Annotated in this window: 18 protein-coding genes; 12 read left to right on the top strand and 6 right to left on the bottom strand. The window is 72.7% G+C overall.

Annotated elements, in window-relative coordinates:
- The first annotated feature begins 11 nt into the window (after positions 1-11).
- The gene (locus ABZ877_RS10330; protein WP_361067437.1) at positions 12-335 is read left to right on the top strand and encodes a DUF2795 domain-containing protein; all 324 of its coding nucleotides are present in this window, start codon (positions 12-14) and stop codon (positions 333-335) included.
- A 46-nt stretch (positions 336-381) separates the two neighbouring features.
- A complete protein-coding gene (locus ABZ877_RS10325; protein WP_361067435.1) occupies positions 382-891 on the top strand; it encodes a hypothetical protein in 510 nt (169 codons plus the stop codon).
- Between the two features lie 83 nt (positions 892-974).
- Here ABZ877_RS10325 and ABZ877_RS10320 read toward each other — a convergent pair whose 3' ends face one another.
- The gene (locus ABZ877_RS10320) at positions 975-2,477 is read right to left on the bottom strand and encodes an MFS transporter (protein WP_361067432.1); all 1,503 of its coding nucleotides are present in this window, start codon (positions 2,475-2,477) and stop codon (positions 975-977) included.
- Positions 2,478-2,675: 198 nt separating this feature from the next.
- Between ABZ877_RS10320 and ABZ877_RS10315 the strand changes: the two genes are divergently transcribed.
- The gene (locus ABZ877_RS10315) at positions 2,676-3,209 is read left to right on the top strand and encodes a MarR family winged helix-turn-helix transcriptional regulator (RefSeq protein ID WP_361067429.1); all 534 of its coding nucleotides are present in this window, start codon (positions 2,676-2,678) and stop codon (positions 3,207-3,209) included.
- A gap of 130 nt (positions 3,210-3,339) precedes the next feature.
- On the top strand, positions 3,340-3,510 hold the full coding sequence (locus ABZ877_RS10310; RefSeq protein WP_361067426.1) for a hypothetical protein: 171 nt from the start codon (positions 3,340-3,342) through the stop codon (positions 3,508-3,510).
- A gap of 30 nt (positions 3,511-3,540) precedes the next feature.
- On the opposite strand, the gene ABZ877_RS10305 is transcribed toward ABZ877_RS10310, so the two are convergent.
- Positions 3,541-4,401, bottom strand: a complete 861-nt coding sequence (locus tag ABZ877_RS10305; RefSeq protein WP_361067423.1) for a helix-turn-helix transcriptional regulator — start codon at positions 4,399-4,401, stop codon at positions 3,541-3,543.
- Between the two features lie 85 nt (positions 4,402-4,486).
- Here ABZ877_RS10305 and ABZ877_RS10300 point away from each other — a divergent pair, with 85 nt between their 5' ends.
- The 3 genes from ABZ877_RS10300 (at position 4,487) to ABZ877_RS10290 (ending at position 6,865) form a co-directional block, all read left to right on the top strand.
- Positions 4,487-5,272: an SDR family oxidoreductase gene (locus ABZ877_RS10300; RefSeq protein WP_361067420.1), complete on the top strand. Its 786-nt coding sequence runs from the start codon at positions 4,487-4,489 to the stop codon at positions 5,270-5,272.
- A 62-nt stretch (positions 5,273-5,334) separates the two neighbouring features.
- A complete protein-coding gene (locus ABZ877_RS10295) occupies positions 5,335-5,616 on the top strand; it encodes a hypothetical protein (RefSeq protein ID WP_361067417.1) in 282 nt (93 codons plus the stop codon).
- A 184-nt stretch (positions 5,617-5,800) separates the two neighbouring features.
- Positions 5,801-6,865 (top strand): PHP domain-containing protein, encoded by a 1,065-nt coding sequence (locus ABZ877_RS10290; protein WP_361067414.1) that lies wholly within the window; start codon positions 5,801-5,803, stop codon positions 6,863-6,865.
- 86 nt (positions 6,866-6,951) lie between these two features.
- Here the strand turns inward: ABZ877_RS10290 and ABZ877_RS10285 are convergent, their stop codons facing one another.
- Positions 6,952-7,545, bottom strand: coding sequence for a GNAT family N-acetyltransferase (locus ABZ877_RS10285; RefSeq protein WP_361067411.1), 594 nt, complete (start codon positions 7,543-7,545; stop codon positions 6,952-6,954).
- 119 nt (positions 7,546-7,664) lie between these two features.
- Here ABZ877_RS10285 and ABZ877_RS10280 point away from each other — a divergent pair, with 119 nt between their 5' ends.
- Positions 7,665-8,021 carry a hypothetical protein gene (locus tag ABZ877_RS10280; protein WP_361067408.1) on the top strand — a complete coding sequence of 119 codons (357 nt, stop codon included), beginning with the start codon at positions 7,665-7,667 and terminating at the stop codon, positions 8,019-8,021.
- A 70-nt stretch (positions 8,022-8,091) separates the two neighbouring features.
- Positions 8,092-8,835 (top strand): nucleotidyltransferase domain-containing protein, encoded by a 744-nt coding sequence (locus ABZ877_RS10275; protein ID WP_361067405.1) that lies wholly within the window; start codon positions 8,092-8,094, stop codon positions 8,833-8,835.
- 8 nt (positions 8,836-8,843) lie between these two features.
- Here the strand turns inward: ABZ877_RS10275 and ABZ877_RS10270 are convergent, their stop codons facing one another.
- Entirely contained in the window at positions 8,844-9,392 is a 549-nt protein-coding gene (locus ABZ877_RS10270; RefSeq protein WP_361067402.1) for an EF-hand domain-containing protein, read from the bottom strand.
- Positions 9,393-9,450: 58 nt separating this feature from the next.
- Entirely contained in the window at positions 9,451-10,104 is a 654-nt protein-coding gene (locus ABZ877_RS10265; RefSeq protein WP_361067399.1) for a type III effector protein, read from the bottom strand.
- A gap of 126 nt (positions 10,105-10,230) precedes the next feature.
- Between ABZ877_RS10265 and ABZ877_RS10260 the strand changes: the two genes are divergently transcribed.
- Together ABZ877_RS10260 and ABZ877_RS10255 are read left to right on the top strand one after the other, a co-directional pair.
- Entirely contained in the window at positions 10,231-10,674 is a 444-nt protein-coding gene (locus ABZ877_RS10260; RefSeq protein WP_361067396.1) for an Hsp20/alpha crystallin family protein, read from the top strand.
- A 120-nt stretch (positions 10,675-10,794) separates the two neighbouring features.
- Complete coding sequence (locus ABZ877_RS10255) at positions 10,795-11,256, top strand: DUF2267 domain-containing protein (RefSeq protein WP_361067393.1); 462 nt, start codon at positions 10,795-10,797, stop codon at positions 11,254-11,256.
- Between the two features lie 24 nt (positions 11,257-11,280).
- Here the strand turns inward: ABZ877_RS10255 and ABZ877_RS10250 are convergent, their stop codons facing one another.
- Positions 11,281-12,225 carry an SDR family oxidoreductase gene (locus ABZ877_RS10250; RefSeq protein WP_361067390.1) on the bottom strand — a complete coding sequence of 315 codons (945 nt, stop codon included), beginning with the start codon at positions 12,223-12,225 and terminating at the stop codon, positions 11,281-11,283.
- Positions 12,226-12,339: 114 nt separating this feature from the next.
- Between ABZ877_RS10250 and ABZ877_RS10245 the strand changes: the two genes are divergently transcribed.
- Positions 12,340-12,933, top strand: coding sequence for a TetR/AcrR family transcriptional regulator (locus tag ABZ877_RS10245; RefSeq protein ID WP_361067387.1), 594 nt, complete (start codon positions 12,340-12,342; stop codon positions 12,931-12,933).
- Positions 12,934-12,940: the final 7 nt, after the last annotated feature.

Raw genomic sequence — 12,940 nt, 5'->3', positions numbered from 1 at the left:
GAGAGCAAGCCATGGCACACGGCACGAGTGCCCGGGAAGTCGTGGACGCCCTGAAGGACGTCGACTTCCCGGCGACCAAGGACGAACTGGTGGAGGCCGCCCGCAGGACGGGCGGCGGGTCGAAGGAGGTCGTCGCGGCGCTGCGCGCCATCCCGCCGGACGAGTACGCCAACAAGGACGAGGTGGCGCGGTCGGTACGGGTGGACCCCGTCTCCGACCTCGACCTGAGCCCCGCACAACGCGCCGAGCAGGCCCGCAAGGGCGGCAGGCCGGGCCAGTCCCAGCATCTGCGCGACGCCCCGAAGCCGCCGGTCCAGGAGGAACTGGACGGCTGACACGAACGGGGGGACGACCAGCGGAGCACAAGGACGGGAGAGCACCATGGCCGGCAAGAAGATGGAAGGCGACGAGCAGCAGCGCAGGGCCGCGGCCCGGGAGGCGGTGGCCGCCGGAGAGAGCCCCAGCGCCCGCAACGAGACCACGGGCGCCTCCAAGCAGCGGACCCATCTGCGCCACGGCGGTTCCGTGACGCACGAGGACCGGATCGCGGCGCAGCACCGCGGCAAGCAGCAGTGGCGCCCCGGCGATCTGGCCGAGGAGCCGGTCAAGGACCCGGCGGCGGCGGGCGCCGAGCGGACGTTCGTCGAGAGTGAGCGCGAGGAGTACACCCCGGAGCACGAGCGGGTGTTCCAGGCGGTGTCGGCGGAGCAGGCCGCGCACGACGGCGACGCCGTGCTCCTGGACGACATCGCCCGGCGCGCGGAGATGCCCCCGAGCGAGACGCGGGCGCTGCTGCACGATCTGACGCGGGTGCACCGCCTGGTGACGGAGCTGGCGGGCACCGACACCCCCGACATGGGCCCCCGCTGGGAGGCCAAGCCCCGGCTGTGACCAGCGGCGTCACCCGGACACGTACGAAGAAGGGCCCGCAGGGATGTCATCCCCGCGGGCCCTTGCCGCACCCGGTCCAGGCGTCAGTGCGCGCCGTGCCGGACCGGCTTCGCGTTGACCAGGAGCGCCGCCGCGCAGCCCGCGAGGAGCATGGCGACGACCGCGTAGCCGATCGCGTGGGTGTAGCCGTGGACCACACCGGAGGCGACGACCTGCGCCTTCTTCGACGGGTCGGTGAGGTGGCTCGCGATGTAAGTGGACGTCGCCGAGGTCGCGATGGTGTTCAGCAGCGCCGTGCCCAGCGAGCCGCCGACCTGCTGCGAGGTGTTCACCATCGCCGAGGTGACACCGGCGTCCTGCGGCCGCACGCCGTGCGTGGCCGTGGAGAAGACCGGCATGAACGTCAGGCCCATGCCGAGGCCCATGACCAGCTCGGCCGGCAGGACGTGCGTCGCGTACGCCGAGTCGACGTCGAGCTGGGTCAGGATCAGCAGCCCGCACGCGGCGAGCAGCATGCCGGGCACCATCAGGGCGCGGGCCTGCACACGCGGCAGCAGCCGCGCCGAGATCTGCGTCGAGCCGATGATGATCGCGACCGACATCGGCAGGAACGCGAGGCCCGTCCGGACGGGGGAGTAGCCCAGGATGCCTTGCAGGTAGTAGGTCATGAACAGGAACAGGCCGAACATGCCGATGGTGGCGAGGCCCATCGTCAGGAAGCAGCCCGCGCGGTTGCGGTCCCGCAGGATGCGCAGCGGCAGCAGCGGCGACTTCGCGCGGGCCTGCCACAGGACGAACGCGATGAGCGCGACGACACCGCCGATGAGCAGGGAGACGACGAGCGAGTCGCCCCAGCCGCGCGGCTCCGCCTCGGAGAAGCCGTAGACGATGGCGACGAGGCCGCCGCAGCCCAGGATGACGCCGGGCACGTCGAGCCGGACGTCCTTGTGGCCGGGCCGGTCGTGCAGCAGGATCTTCGCGCCGACGACGGCGACGACCGCGATCGGGATGTTGACGTACAGGCACCAGCGCCAGTTCAGGTACGAGGTCAGGATGCCGCCGAGCAGCAGGCCGACGGCGCCGCCCGCGCCCGCGAGGGCGCCGTAGATGCCGAACGCCTTGCCGCGCTCGCGCGGGTCGGTGAAGGTCGTGGTCATCAGGGACAGCGCCGACGGTGCGAGGACCGCGCCGAAGACACCCTGCGCCGCGCGGGCGGCGAACAGCATCCCGGAGCTGGTGGCCGCGCCGCCGACCGCGGAGGCGAGGGCGAAGCCGACCAGACCGATGATGAAGGTGCGCTTGCGGCCGACGAGGTCGGCGACGCGTCCGCCGAGCAGCAGCAGGCCGCCGAAGGCCAGGGTGTAGGCGGTGATGACCCACTGGCGGTTGGCGTCGGACATGCCCAGGTCGGTCTGGGCGGACGGCAGCGCGATGTTCACGATGGTCGCGTCCAGCACCACCATGAGCTGGGCCAGGGCGATGACGACCAGGCCCCACCAGCGTCGGGGGTCCGGTGCCGCCACCGCGTCGGTGGTGTGCGGGCCCGGCGCCGTCCGCGTGGCGCCGGTGGATATGGAGTCGCTCATGTCGAGGACGTCGCTTCCTTGCTGAGAGTGAGGCTGAACGTGGGGCCGCGTGGGGCGGGGGCCGGGACGACACTGTCCGGACTGTCCGGCCGAAATGTCCGGGTACCCGGGGTTCGCCGGGCCCCACATGTGTGCGCTTCGTTCGTGTGGGGAATCGTCAGTACTACTGATTATCAGATACAGGATACGCTATCAGGCATGACGGACGACGCCGGACTGGCCGACCTGCTCACCGAACGGCTCGGCTTCCTGATGAAGCACGCGTTTCTGCGGTTGACCGATCTGCTGGGCGAGGCCCTCGCCCCGTACGACGTGCATCCCAAGGAGCTCGGGCTGCTCTCCGTGATCGCCGCGGACGGCGCGGAGCGTTCGCAGAACGAGCTGGCCTCCGCCATCGGCATGGACCGCACCACGATGGTCGCCGTCATCGACGCGCTGGAGAGCAAGGGCCTCGTCGAGCGCCACCGCAGCGCCCGGGACCGCCGTCGCAACGTCGTGACCCTCACTGAGGCCGGCGCCACCTGCCTCCACGACGCCGACCGGGCCCGCGCCGAGGCCGAGGCCGCGTTCCTGGCCCCGCTCGACGAGGAGGCGGCGCGGCAGTTGTCCGCCACCCTGCGCACCCTCTACGACGCCCACGCCGCAGGCGCCGCGCCCGTACGCACTCTCGTCCCCGGGCAGGACGCGCCCACGTGCCCCGGAGACCGGACGCGCCCCGCGCCGCGTCCCTGACGTGACGGAAGCGACCGACGTCACGGAGCGTGTCCGTCGGCCGCATCCGCCGGCTCCCCTCGCGGAGAAGGAGAGTCGCACCCGGCGACCGCGCGGAGGGGCCGGGGCACGCCGACCGGACGGAGTCGCCATGGCGGAACACACGGAGCCGGACCCCCTCGCGGGACCGGCGCTCACCCCGGTCGCCGTGGCGTATCGCGCGCTCCTCGACCATGCCACCCAGTGCCACCGATGCGTCGCCAACTGGCGGGAGTGCGCCGCCCGCCGCGCCCTGTCGGAGACGCTGCGGCGCGTGCGGTGACGCACGGGCCGCGTCGGCGGGCCGGCAGAGTCAGCGCGCCGGGCCGGAGACCTGCTGCGTCCCGACGACGGCCAGCAGGTCGAGGAGGTCCGCGCTGTCCGTGCCCACGGCGGGGGTGAACCAGAGCAGCCGCTGGCGGCCGTCCTCGCTGAACAGGTTGAGGCAGTTGACTTCAAGCAGACCGAGCGTCGGGTGGTTGAGGCGCTTGCGGTCGTCGCGCCGGACGGCCACCTCGTGGGCGGCCCACAGAGTGGCGAACTCGGCAGACGCGTCCAGCAGCGCCCCGATCAGCGCACTGGCCTCCGTGTCCTTCGCGCCCCGCCGGGCGGCCGCGGCCCGCAGATCCGCGACGAACGACCGCGACTGCCGCTCATGATCGGCCTCCGGGTACAGCCCTCGCGCCTCCGGCTCCGTGAACCACCGGTGGACGAAGCTCGCCCGTGCGCCCCGGAAGCCGGACTGGTCCCCGAGCAACGCCACCGCCAGCGGATTCTGTACGAGGGTGACGTGCAGGTCCGTGATCACCTGGGCCGGGGTCGAGGTCAGCCGGGCGAGCAGGTCCAGCATGCCGGGATGGACGTGCGCGGCCGGTCCGCCCTGCGCGGGCACGGGCCGGTCGGCCAACTGGTAGAGGTAGTCGCGCTCGTCGGCCGTCAGGCGCAGCGCCCTGGCCAGCGCGGCGAGCATCTGCTCGGAGGGCTGTGACCCGGCGCCGCGTTCGAGCTCGTTGTAGTAGTCCACCGAGGCGCCGGCGAGCTGGGCGACCTCGTCGCGGCGCAACCCCGGCACGCGGCGGCGCGGCCCGTGGGGGAGCCCCACGTCGGCCGGGCGGATGCGTGCGCGCCGGGAGCGCAGGAAGGCGCCCAGCTCGGTGTGGTTCACAGAACTCATGTTGCAATTCTGCGCCTGGTCGGGCCGCCCACCCAGGGGATGGCATCCCCTGGTTCCATGCGCGGCCGCCGCGCATCGTGGAGGCATGACTACGAACGACTCCACGAACACAGCCCCGTCGACGAACACAGCCCCGTCGACCTCGGCCCGCGTCGCCGTCGTCACCGGCGGATCGCGCGGCATCGGCCGGGCCGTCTCCCTCGAACTGGCCCGGCAGGGCTTCGCCGTCGTCGTCAACTACGCGGGGAACACCGCCGCCGCCGAGGAGACGGTCGCGGCCATCACCGACCAGGGCGGACGAGCCGTGGCCGTCCAGGCGGACGTGGCCGACGAGCACGCGGTCGCCGCGTTGTTCGACCAGGTGGAGCGGGAGTTCGGCGGCGTCGACACCGTGGTGAACTGCGCCGGGCGGATGTACCTCTCGACCGTCGCGGAGCTCGACCTCGCACAGCTCGACGCCCTGCACCGCACCAACATCCGCGGTGCCTTCGTCATCGCCCAGCAGGCCGCGCGGCGACTGCGCGCGGGCGGCTCGTTCGTGGGCTTCTCCACCTCCGTGGTCGGCACCCAGTTCCCGTCCTACGGCGCGTACGCGGCGAGCAAGGCGGCCGTCGAGTCGCTCACCCTGATCCTCGCCCGCGAACTGCGCGGCCGGGACATCACCGTGAACACGGTCGCTCCCGGCCCCACCGCGACGGACCTGTTCCTGGAGGGCAAGACGCCCGAGCAGATCGACCAGCTCGCCAAGGTCCCGCCCCTCGAACGGCTCGGCACCCCCGAGGACATCGCCCGGGTCGTCGCCTTCCTCACGAGCCCGGCGGGCCACTGGGTGAACGGCCAGACCGTACGCGCCAACGGCGGCATGATCTGAACCCCGACCACCGCCACCGCACGCACCCCTCGAAGAACGAAGTGCATAGCGCGTACACCAGGATGCCCACCGAGACGGCGGCCACCGTCGGCGAGGCGCGCGACATCGACGCCCTGGCCCGCCACTTCGGCCACTCACGGCGCGCTCGTGGAGGGCTTCCCCCTCCACAGCAGCTTCGACGCCCGGCCACGAACCGAGCGGACGTCACCGCCCTCGGCGGTGGCCGGACCAGATACGTGTACGAGATACGTGTGCTCACGCTCGCCCGGGGCACGATCACCTGGCACACCGAAACGCTGCTGTCTCCGTGTGTCCCGGCGCTGGAGGAGCCTTTGTCCACCTGATCGCCGCAACCCTCACCCTAAACCTGAGGCTTACGGTGGGGGCGGTTGCCGGGGTGCTGGACACGGCCCCGTCGACCATCCTGTTGAGGGACGAACCAGGGCCGGTCGAGCGGCACGGGTCTGGTTCGTCCCTTCGACTCGGGGCCGAGGCCGAGGCCCCGGGGTGACCTGTGGGAGCGGCTCGATGGCGGTGTCCACGGCGAACGACGAACCGGCCCGCGACCCGGTGCGGGCGCTGGAGCGGATCGCGTTCCTCCTCGAGCGCGGGCTCGCCCCGACCTACCGGGTCCGCGCCTTCCGGCAGGCCGCCGACGTGATCGCCGCCCTCCCGGAGTCCGAACTCGCCGAACGGATGCGCACCGGCTCGCTGGAGGCCCTGAAGGGCATCGGCCCGAAGACCGCCGCCGTCATCCGGGAGGCATACGCCGGCGAGGTCCCCGCGTACCTGACCCGCCTGGAGGAAGAGGCGCACACGACGCCCCTGGTGGCGGACGGGGCGGGCAGCGCACTGCGGACCCTGCTGCGCGGCGACTGCCACCTGCACTCCGACTGGTCGGACGGCGGCAGCCCCATCGAGGAGATGGGGCTGGCCGCGCGGGAGATCGGCCACGAGTGGGCCGTCCTGACCGACCACTCCCCGCGCCTGACGGTGGCCCGCGGCCTGTCGCCCGAGCGGCTGCGGGAGCAACTGGAGGTGGTGGCCGACCTCAACGCCCGCTGGGCCCCGTTCCGGCTGCTCACCGGCATCGAGTGCGACATCCTCGACGACGGCTCCCTCGACCAGGAGCCCGAACTGCTCGACCGGCTCGACGTCGTGGTCGTCTCGGTCCACTCCAAACTGCGCATGGACGCCGCCGCGATGACCCGCCGCATGATCGCCGCCGTCAGCAACCCGCGGGCCGACATCCTCGGCCACTGCACCGGCCGCCTGGTGACGGGGCGCGGCAGGCCCGAGTCGCAGTTCGACGCGGACGCCGTGTTCGAGGCGTGCGCGGCCGCGGACACCGCCGTCGAGATCAACAGCCGCCCGGAACGCCTCGACCCGCCCCGCCGCCTCCTCCGCCGCGCCGTCGCGGCAGGCACCCTCTTCTCGGTGGACACCGACGCCCACGCCCCCGGCCAGCTCGACTGGCAGATACTCGGCTGCGCACGCGCGGAGGAGTGCGAGGTCCCGACGGAGAACGTGGTCACGACCTGGCCGGCGGAGAAGCTCCTGGACTGGACTCGCGCGAAACGCCGACGGACGTGACCTCGGGCTGAGCGACGAGGAGATCATGCGGCTACGGCTACGGCTACGGCTACGGCTACGGCTACGGCTACGGCTACGGGGCGGGCTCACCCCGTAGCCGTAGCCGTAGCCGCACCACCCTCCCCGCGCCGCTCCCACTCCCTCCTGTCCAGGACGTACTCGACCTCGCCCTGTTCGGATCCGGCGATCTTCTCCGGCCAGTCCCCGGTGAAGTGGCGGAGGAAGGTCAGGCCCGCCTTCTCCATGACGCGCCGGGACCGTACGTTGACCGCCATGGTGTTCGCGGTGACGCGCTCGACGCCGAGCTCCGTGAACCCCTTGTCGATCAGCGCCCTCGCGCCTTCCGTGGCGTGGCCCCGCCCCCAGGACGCTCGGTTCAGGCGGTAGCCGAGTTCGACCACGGCGGGGCTGTGCTCGTCCAGGGGGCGGAACTCGAACCAGCCCAGGAAGGTGCCGGTCGCCTTCTCCTCCGCCGCCCAGTAGCCGCGGGTCCCGAGGCACGGGTGGTCGTGGAGGAGCCGTGGCAGGGTCCGCGTGAGGATCGCCTCGCGGCTGGTCGGCCGTCCGCCGTTGATGAAGCGCATGACCTCGGGGTCGTTGTCCAGGGCGAGGAGGTGGTCGGCGTCGGCCGTGGTGAAGGGGCGCAGTGCGAGCCGGTCGGTCTCCAGGAAGGCGTGCATGACGCGATCTTCCCCGAGAAGGGGGTAAAGGGCAGGGGGATTTGACCGCCTGACGGGTTGTCGGTGGTCCGTGTCAGCATGGGTGAGCGTCGGGACGTGAGGGCGGAGGGGGAGCCGTGGTGTGGATCGACCGATACTGGCGCAGGGACGGTACGGAGGTCAGGGCGCACTCCCGGTGGGCCGCCGGGGGCCGCCGGGAGGTGGCCGTGTTCGTCGCCGTGGCGGCGGTCGTCGTCATCGGCGGGAACTCCGTGCAGCCCGCCTCCGACGCGGCGGGTTCGACGCCGGGGACCTCGCGGACGTCGCGGCCGCCGGGCGATTCCGGGCGTGCGGATCCCGGTGGCCCGAAGGGCAGGCCCCGGCCCACGCCGACGTCGGTGTATCCGGTACGGCTCCCGGGCTGGGAGGAGCCGGGGAAGCAGCCGCGGCCCACGGTCTCGTACCCGATCCGCTATCCGCGCTCCGCACCGAGGTGAGCGACGACCGGGCGGCCTCGGCCTTCGGGGCGCCGTCCTTCTCCGCCGAGCCGAAAGAGGTTCCTGGACCATGTCGATGAACGAGACCGATCTTCTGCTCAAGCGCTTCGTCTCCGAGGTGCAGCGGGCGGTGCCGACGGTGGCGGTGTGGGCGCACGGTTCCCTCGCGCTCGGTGACTTCCAGCCGGGCCGCAGCGACCTGGACATCCTCGCCGTGGTCGAGGAACCGGTGAGCGACGGGCAGAAGAAGGCGCTGACAGCGCTGCACCGAAGACTCCTGGCCGAGGAGGAGGCGGCGGCCAAGCTGCACTGCTCGTACATGGTGGTGGCGGAGCTCGGCGAGGTCGCGGCCGACCATGTCACCTGGGCGCACGGCGAGTTGTACGCGCGCCCGGTGACTCCGGTGACCCGGCAGGAACTCCACACGGGCGGGCTCGCGCTCCACGGCCCGGACCCCTCGGAGCTGCTGCCGCCGCTCGCGCCGGGGGAACTGCGGGAGTTCGTCCGGCACGACCTGGAGAGCTACTGGCTCCCGGTCACCCGCAAGCCCTGGCTCTGGCTGAAGGACCCCTGGGTGGACCTCGGCCTCCTGGTCCTGGCCCGCGCCACCGTGACGCTGCGCGACGGGCGGCTCATCTCCAAGCGCGAGGCGCTGACGGAGCTCGCGGCGCTCGGCGCTCCCGAGGACGTGGTCCGTGACATCCACGACCGCCGGTACGGCGACCCGCCCCCGATCGGTCTCGCGCAGCGCGTACGACGGGCAAGGCGCGCCCGCGCCTTCGTGCGCCGGGGCATCGAGCGGACGCTGCGCTGAGCGGTGCGCTACGGGAGGCGGCCGAAGAGGTGGTTCGCGGCTGCGGCGGGGTCGTCGCCGTAGAAGAACTCGGCGGCCGCCTTGTGGTACTCGGCGCGGGTGAGGGCCCCGGAGGCGTCGAGGTCGAGCGCGTTGAACACCTCGGCGCACTCGTCGTCGGCGGCCCGCCCGGTGCTGCCGAAGATGTGGGTGAACTCGGTGCGGGTGATCGCCCCGTCGCCGTCGCTGTCGGCCAGGTCGAAGAAGCGGTCGGCGACCGGGGCGAGCTCCTCGGGGTAGCGGGCGCGGTCGGTGAAGGCGGTGTCGAACGCCCGCGTCAGCTCGGCCGAGGTCACCCGGTCGTCCTTGTCGGTGTCGAAGGGGGCGATGACGGATTCCCAGAACCCGTGCATCGTCTCGTGCATCCGCCGTGCCGGCGGGGAGTCCGGGAGCATTCCGCGGGCCTGCACGTACCGCTCGCTCATGAGGACGACGTCCTGCCGGGTGATCGCGCCGTCGCCGTCGACGTCCGCGGCGTGGAACCACCGCTCGTACTTGCGTGTGCGCAGCTCGGTCATAGCCGCACCGTAGGGCGGCGGGCGGGGCGCGACCAGGCCGATTCCCGGTCGCTCCGCGTCACTGCTCCCGGTCGCGCTGCGCGGCGGCCGCCGCGCGCTGGGCGTCCGCGTGCCCCAAAGCGCGGTCGACCTGCCGGGCGAGGGCGGGATGGTCGCCGAGGTGGGTCTGCAGGTCGGCGAGCGGGCGCAGGAGCCGGGCCGCGTCGCTGTGGTCGAGCGCCTCGCGGATGCGGTCGAGCGGAGGCTGGGCGGTGCTCGGGAGGTCGGCGAGGGCGGCGAGCTGCCCGGCGAGCTGGCGCAGTTCACCGGCGTGCTCGCGGGCCCAGGAGGTGACCTGGCGTTCGGCGGCGCGCTCGTCGCGGACGGCCTGGGCGCGCTGGTCACCGGTGGAACCGGGGGCGCCGGGGCGCAGGCGCAGATACCGGCGCTCGGCGGCCTGACGGCTGTTGACCCCCATGGGCCGGGCGAGGCTGGCCCAGCTGGCGCCCGCCTCCCGGGCCGTCTCGATCAGGGACGCCTCCCAGCCGGCGATGCGGCCCCGCAGCTCGCGCAGGAGGATCAGGGCGTCGAGCGCGGCGTCGACACCGGGGGCGGGGACGGCGCGGGCGTCCTCGTGCGCGGCGCGCGCGGAGCGGGTCATGTCCTGCAGCGCCGCGTAGGCCGCGTGGAAGGAATCGGGGGCCTGGGAGTCCGGGTTCGACGGCTGGGACACCGCTCCTCCTCTTGTCGTCGTATCGCTGACAGGGTCGCTTGTCATCGTTCTGATGACATGCTACAACAAGGGCAGGTACAGCGCATGAGGCATGAAATGCCCTGGAACCTTGGAGGTGTCGCGACGATGCTGATGCGCACTGACCCCTTCCGCGAGTTCGACCGCCTCGCCCAGCAGTTGTTCGCCACAGGCGCCGGCACGTGGTCGAAGCCCTCGCAGATGCCGATGGACGCCTACCGCGACGGCGACGCCTACGTCATCGCCCTCGACCTGCCCGGCGTCGACCCCGAGGCCGTCGACATCGACGTGGAGCGCAACATGCTCACCGTGAAGGCGGAGCGCCGCCCCGCCGCGACCGGCGAGGGGGTCCAACTGGAGCTGTCCGAGCGGCCGATGGGCGTCTTCTCCCGCCAGCTCGTCCTGGCGGACTCGCTCGACACCGAGCGCATCGACGCCACGTACGACGCGGGTGTGCTGACCTTGCGCATCCCGATCGCCGAGCGTGCCAAGCCGCGCAAGATCAACGTCAGCCGTGCGACGGACGGCGGACCCAAGCAGCTCTCCTCCTGATCCCCTCCCCTCCGCACCCCAGCCCATCCCGCCGGCCGTGAGGGGGCCGGCCGCGCGTCCGGCGGACGCGCGCGGCCTCCGGCGGCCGGCCGTGCGACGCGTGAAAGGCCACCGTTCTCCATGCCCACCCCGCCCACCCAGGCCCCGACCCGCTCCGACGACGCCCTCCTGGAGCAGATCCGCTACCAAGGCGCCTATGCCACCGTCGAGCAGGCGGAGCGCGTCACGGCCATGGTTCTTGACGCGCTCGGACAGCAGATCGTCGGTGACGAACGCGTCGACCTCGCCCGCCAGTTGCCGCCGCGCGCCGCCCGGCACTTCACGCAGGCCGTGCCCGCCCCGCGCCCGCTGACGGCCCACGCCTTCGTGAAGGCCCTCGCCGAGTCGACGGACGCGCCGTACGCCACCACCCGCTGGCACGTGGGATCGGTCCTGGGCACCCTCGCCCGCACCATCGACAAGGAGCTGCTCCAGCGCATCCTGGCGCACCTGCCCAGCGGTTACGCCCTGCTGTTCGGGCAGGCGGACCTCATGGTGGCGGCGCGCCGCCTCCCGGCCGACCAGGTGGTGCAGGCGGCCTGACCGACCGCACCACCGTCCCGTGGCTCAACTGTCGGGGTACGAGACCTTCGTCAACTCCTCGGAGACGCGCCAGACGCGGCGCGCCTCCTCCGGGTCGCGGAGGCGAGAGTAGAGCTTCTGCTCGGCCGGCGGGCCCCCGAGGTGCCCGAGCCCGCTCGGCCCGTACAGACGGCCGGGCCGGGCGTCGGGCGCCGTCACGGCATGGAGGGCGGGGAGCCCGGCGGTCTCGACGGTGCCGAGGAGGATGCCGCGCCTGGACAGGGCGCTGATCAGCTTCCTGCCGCGCGTCTCGGTGGCGCGGCCGACCTCGGGGCGCGCGGCGAGCAGGCTGGTCGGGGCGACCCCGGGGTGGGCGAGGTTGCTGGTGATGCCCCAGCCGCGGTCCTCGCCGAGCCGTTGGAGTTCGAGTCCGAAGAGCCCGAAGGCGATCTTCGACTGGCTGTAGGCCTTCATGCCGTTGTAGGAGCGTTCCCAGCCGAGATCCTGCCAGTTGATGGCGTGCTGGTTGGCGGCGACGCTGATCTGCGAGGTCACCCGGGCCCGTCCGGCGCGCAGCAGCGGCAGCAGATGGCCCACGAGGGCGAAGTGGCCCAGATGGTTGGTGCCGAACTGCAGCTCGAACCCGTCGGCGGTCGTCTGCCGCTCGGGCGGTGTCATGACCCCCGCATTGTTGACGAGGAGATGGATCGGGCGGCCGTCCGCGCGCAGGGTGTCGCCGAGCGCGGCGACGGAGTCCAGGGACGACAGGTCCAGGGTGTGCGGGGAGACGTCGGCGTCGGGGACCGCCCGCCTGATGCTCTCGACCGCGGCCCGGCCCTTCGCGGGATTGCGCACCGGCAGCAGCACCTCGGCCCCGGCGGCGGCGAGCCGCGTCGCGATACCGAGGCCGATGCCGTCGCTCGCGCCGGTCACGAGTGCGCGCCGGCCGTCGAGGCGGGGCACGGTGATGTCGATGGGTGTGCGCGGCATGCGCTCCTCCTGGATCGCTTCGCTGGGCCACGGATGTGGGCCCGCCTCCAATGTATGCGGCGATCACAATGTATGCAACGAATACTTCGGGCGGGTCCGGTTTAGGCTGACGCCATGACGAAGCGCCCCTACCACCACGGAGACCTCCGCGCCGCCCTGCTCGAACGGGCCGAGCGCACGCTGCGGGAGCGGGGATCGGGCGCGCTGTCCCTGCGGGAACTGGCCCGCGACCTCGGCGTGAGCCCGGCCGCCCCGAGCCGCCACTTCAAGACCAAGCAGGCGCTCCTCGACGCGCTCGCGCTGACCGGTTTCGAGCGGCTGGTCGAGGCGCTCGCGGCCGCCCGCGACCGTGTCGGTCCCACCTTCGCCGAGCGCCTGGCCGCCATGGCCCACGCCTACGTGGACTTCTCCCTGGCGAACGCCGCCCTGCTCGACCTGATGTTCTCGGCCAAGCACAGCCCCGAGGCGTCCGAGGCGCTGGGGGAGGCCGCGCACCGCTGGATCGAGCAGTCCCTGGAGCTCGTCAGGACCGGACAGGAGCGCGGCGAGGTCCGTGAAGGACCCCTGGAGCACGTCGCCCTGACCGTGTTCGCCCCGCTGCACGGGTACGTGGGCCTCGCGGTGAGCGGCGTGCCGCTGCCCGAGACGGGGGAGCGCGGTCTCGACGACGTGGTCGCCTCGATCGTCCGTGGGTGCCGGCCGGACTGAGTCGGGG

Origin of the sequence: Streptomyces sp. NPDC046939, assembly GCF_040644575.1 — a bacterium.
Lineage (GTDB): Bacteria > Actinomycetota > Actinomycetes > Streptomycetales > Streptomycetaceae > Streptomyces.
This window is presented reverse-complemented; position numbering and strand designations above follow the sequence as displayed.

Coding starts and splice junctions, on each gene's coding strand:
- ABZ877_RS10270 (WP_361067402.1), bottom strand. CDS start 9,392: ATGACCGAGCTGCGCACACGCAAGTACGAGCGGTGGTTCCACGCCGCG.
- ABZ877_RS10310 (WP_361067426.1), top strand. CDS start 3,340: ATGGCGGAACACACGGAGCCGGACCCCCTCGCGGGACCGGCGCTCACC.
- ABZ877_RS10275 (WP_361067405.1), top strand. CDS start 8,092: ATGTCGATGAACGAGACCGATCTTCTGCTCAAGCGCTTCGTCTCCGAG.
- ABZ877_RS10245 (WP_361067387.1), top strand. CDS start 12,340: ATGACGAAGCGCCCCTACCACCACGGAGACCTCCGCGCCGCCCTGCTC.
- ABZ877_RS10255 (WP_361067393.1), top strand. CDS start 10,795: ATGCCCACCCCGCCCACCCAGGCCCCGACCCGCTCCGACGACGCCCTC.
- ABZ877_RS10305 (WP_361067423.1), bottom strand. CDS start 4,401: ATGAGTTCTGTGAACCACACCGAGCTGGGCGCCTTCCTGCGCTCCCGG.
- ABZ877_RS10285 (WP_361067411.1), bottom strand. CDS start 7,545: ATGCACGCCTTCCTGGAGACCGACCGGCTCGCACTGCGCCCCTTCACC.
- ABZ877_RS10330 (WP_361067437.1), top strand. CDS start 12: ATGGCACACGGCACGAGTGCCCGGGAAGTCGTGGACGCCCTGAAGGAC.
- ABZ877_RS10315 (WP_361067429.1), top strand. CDS start 2,676: ATGACGGACGACGCCGGACTGGCCGACCTGCTCACCGAACGGCTCGGC.
- ABZ877_RS10320 (WP_361067432.1), bottom strand. CDS start 2,477: ATGAGCGACTCCATATCCACCGGCGCCACGCGGACGGCGCCGGGCCCG.
- ABZ877_RS10250 (WP_361067390.1), bottom strand. CDS start 12,225: ATGCCGCGCACACCCATCGACATCACCGTGCCCCGCCTCGACGGCCGG.
- ABZ877_RS10325 (WP_361067435.1), top strand. CDS start 382: ATGGCCGGCAAGAAGATGGAAGGCGACGAGCAGCAGCGCAGGGCCGCG.
- ABZ877_RS10260 (WP_361067396.1), top strand. CDS start 10,231: ATGCTGATGCGCACTGACCCCTTCCGCGAGTTCGACCGCCTCGCCCAG.
- ABZ877_RS10295 (WP_361067417.1), top strand. CDS start 5,335: ATGCCCACCGAGACGGCGGCCACCGTCGGCGAGGCGCGCGACATCGAC.
- ABZ877_RS10290 (WP_361067414.1), top strand. CDS start 5,801: ATGGCGGTGTCCACGGCGAACGACGAACCGGCCCGCGACCCGGTGCGG.
- ABZ877_RS10300 (WP_361067420.1), top strand. CDS start 4,487: ATGACTACGAACGACTCCACGAACACAGCCCCGTCGACGAACACAGCC.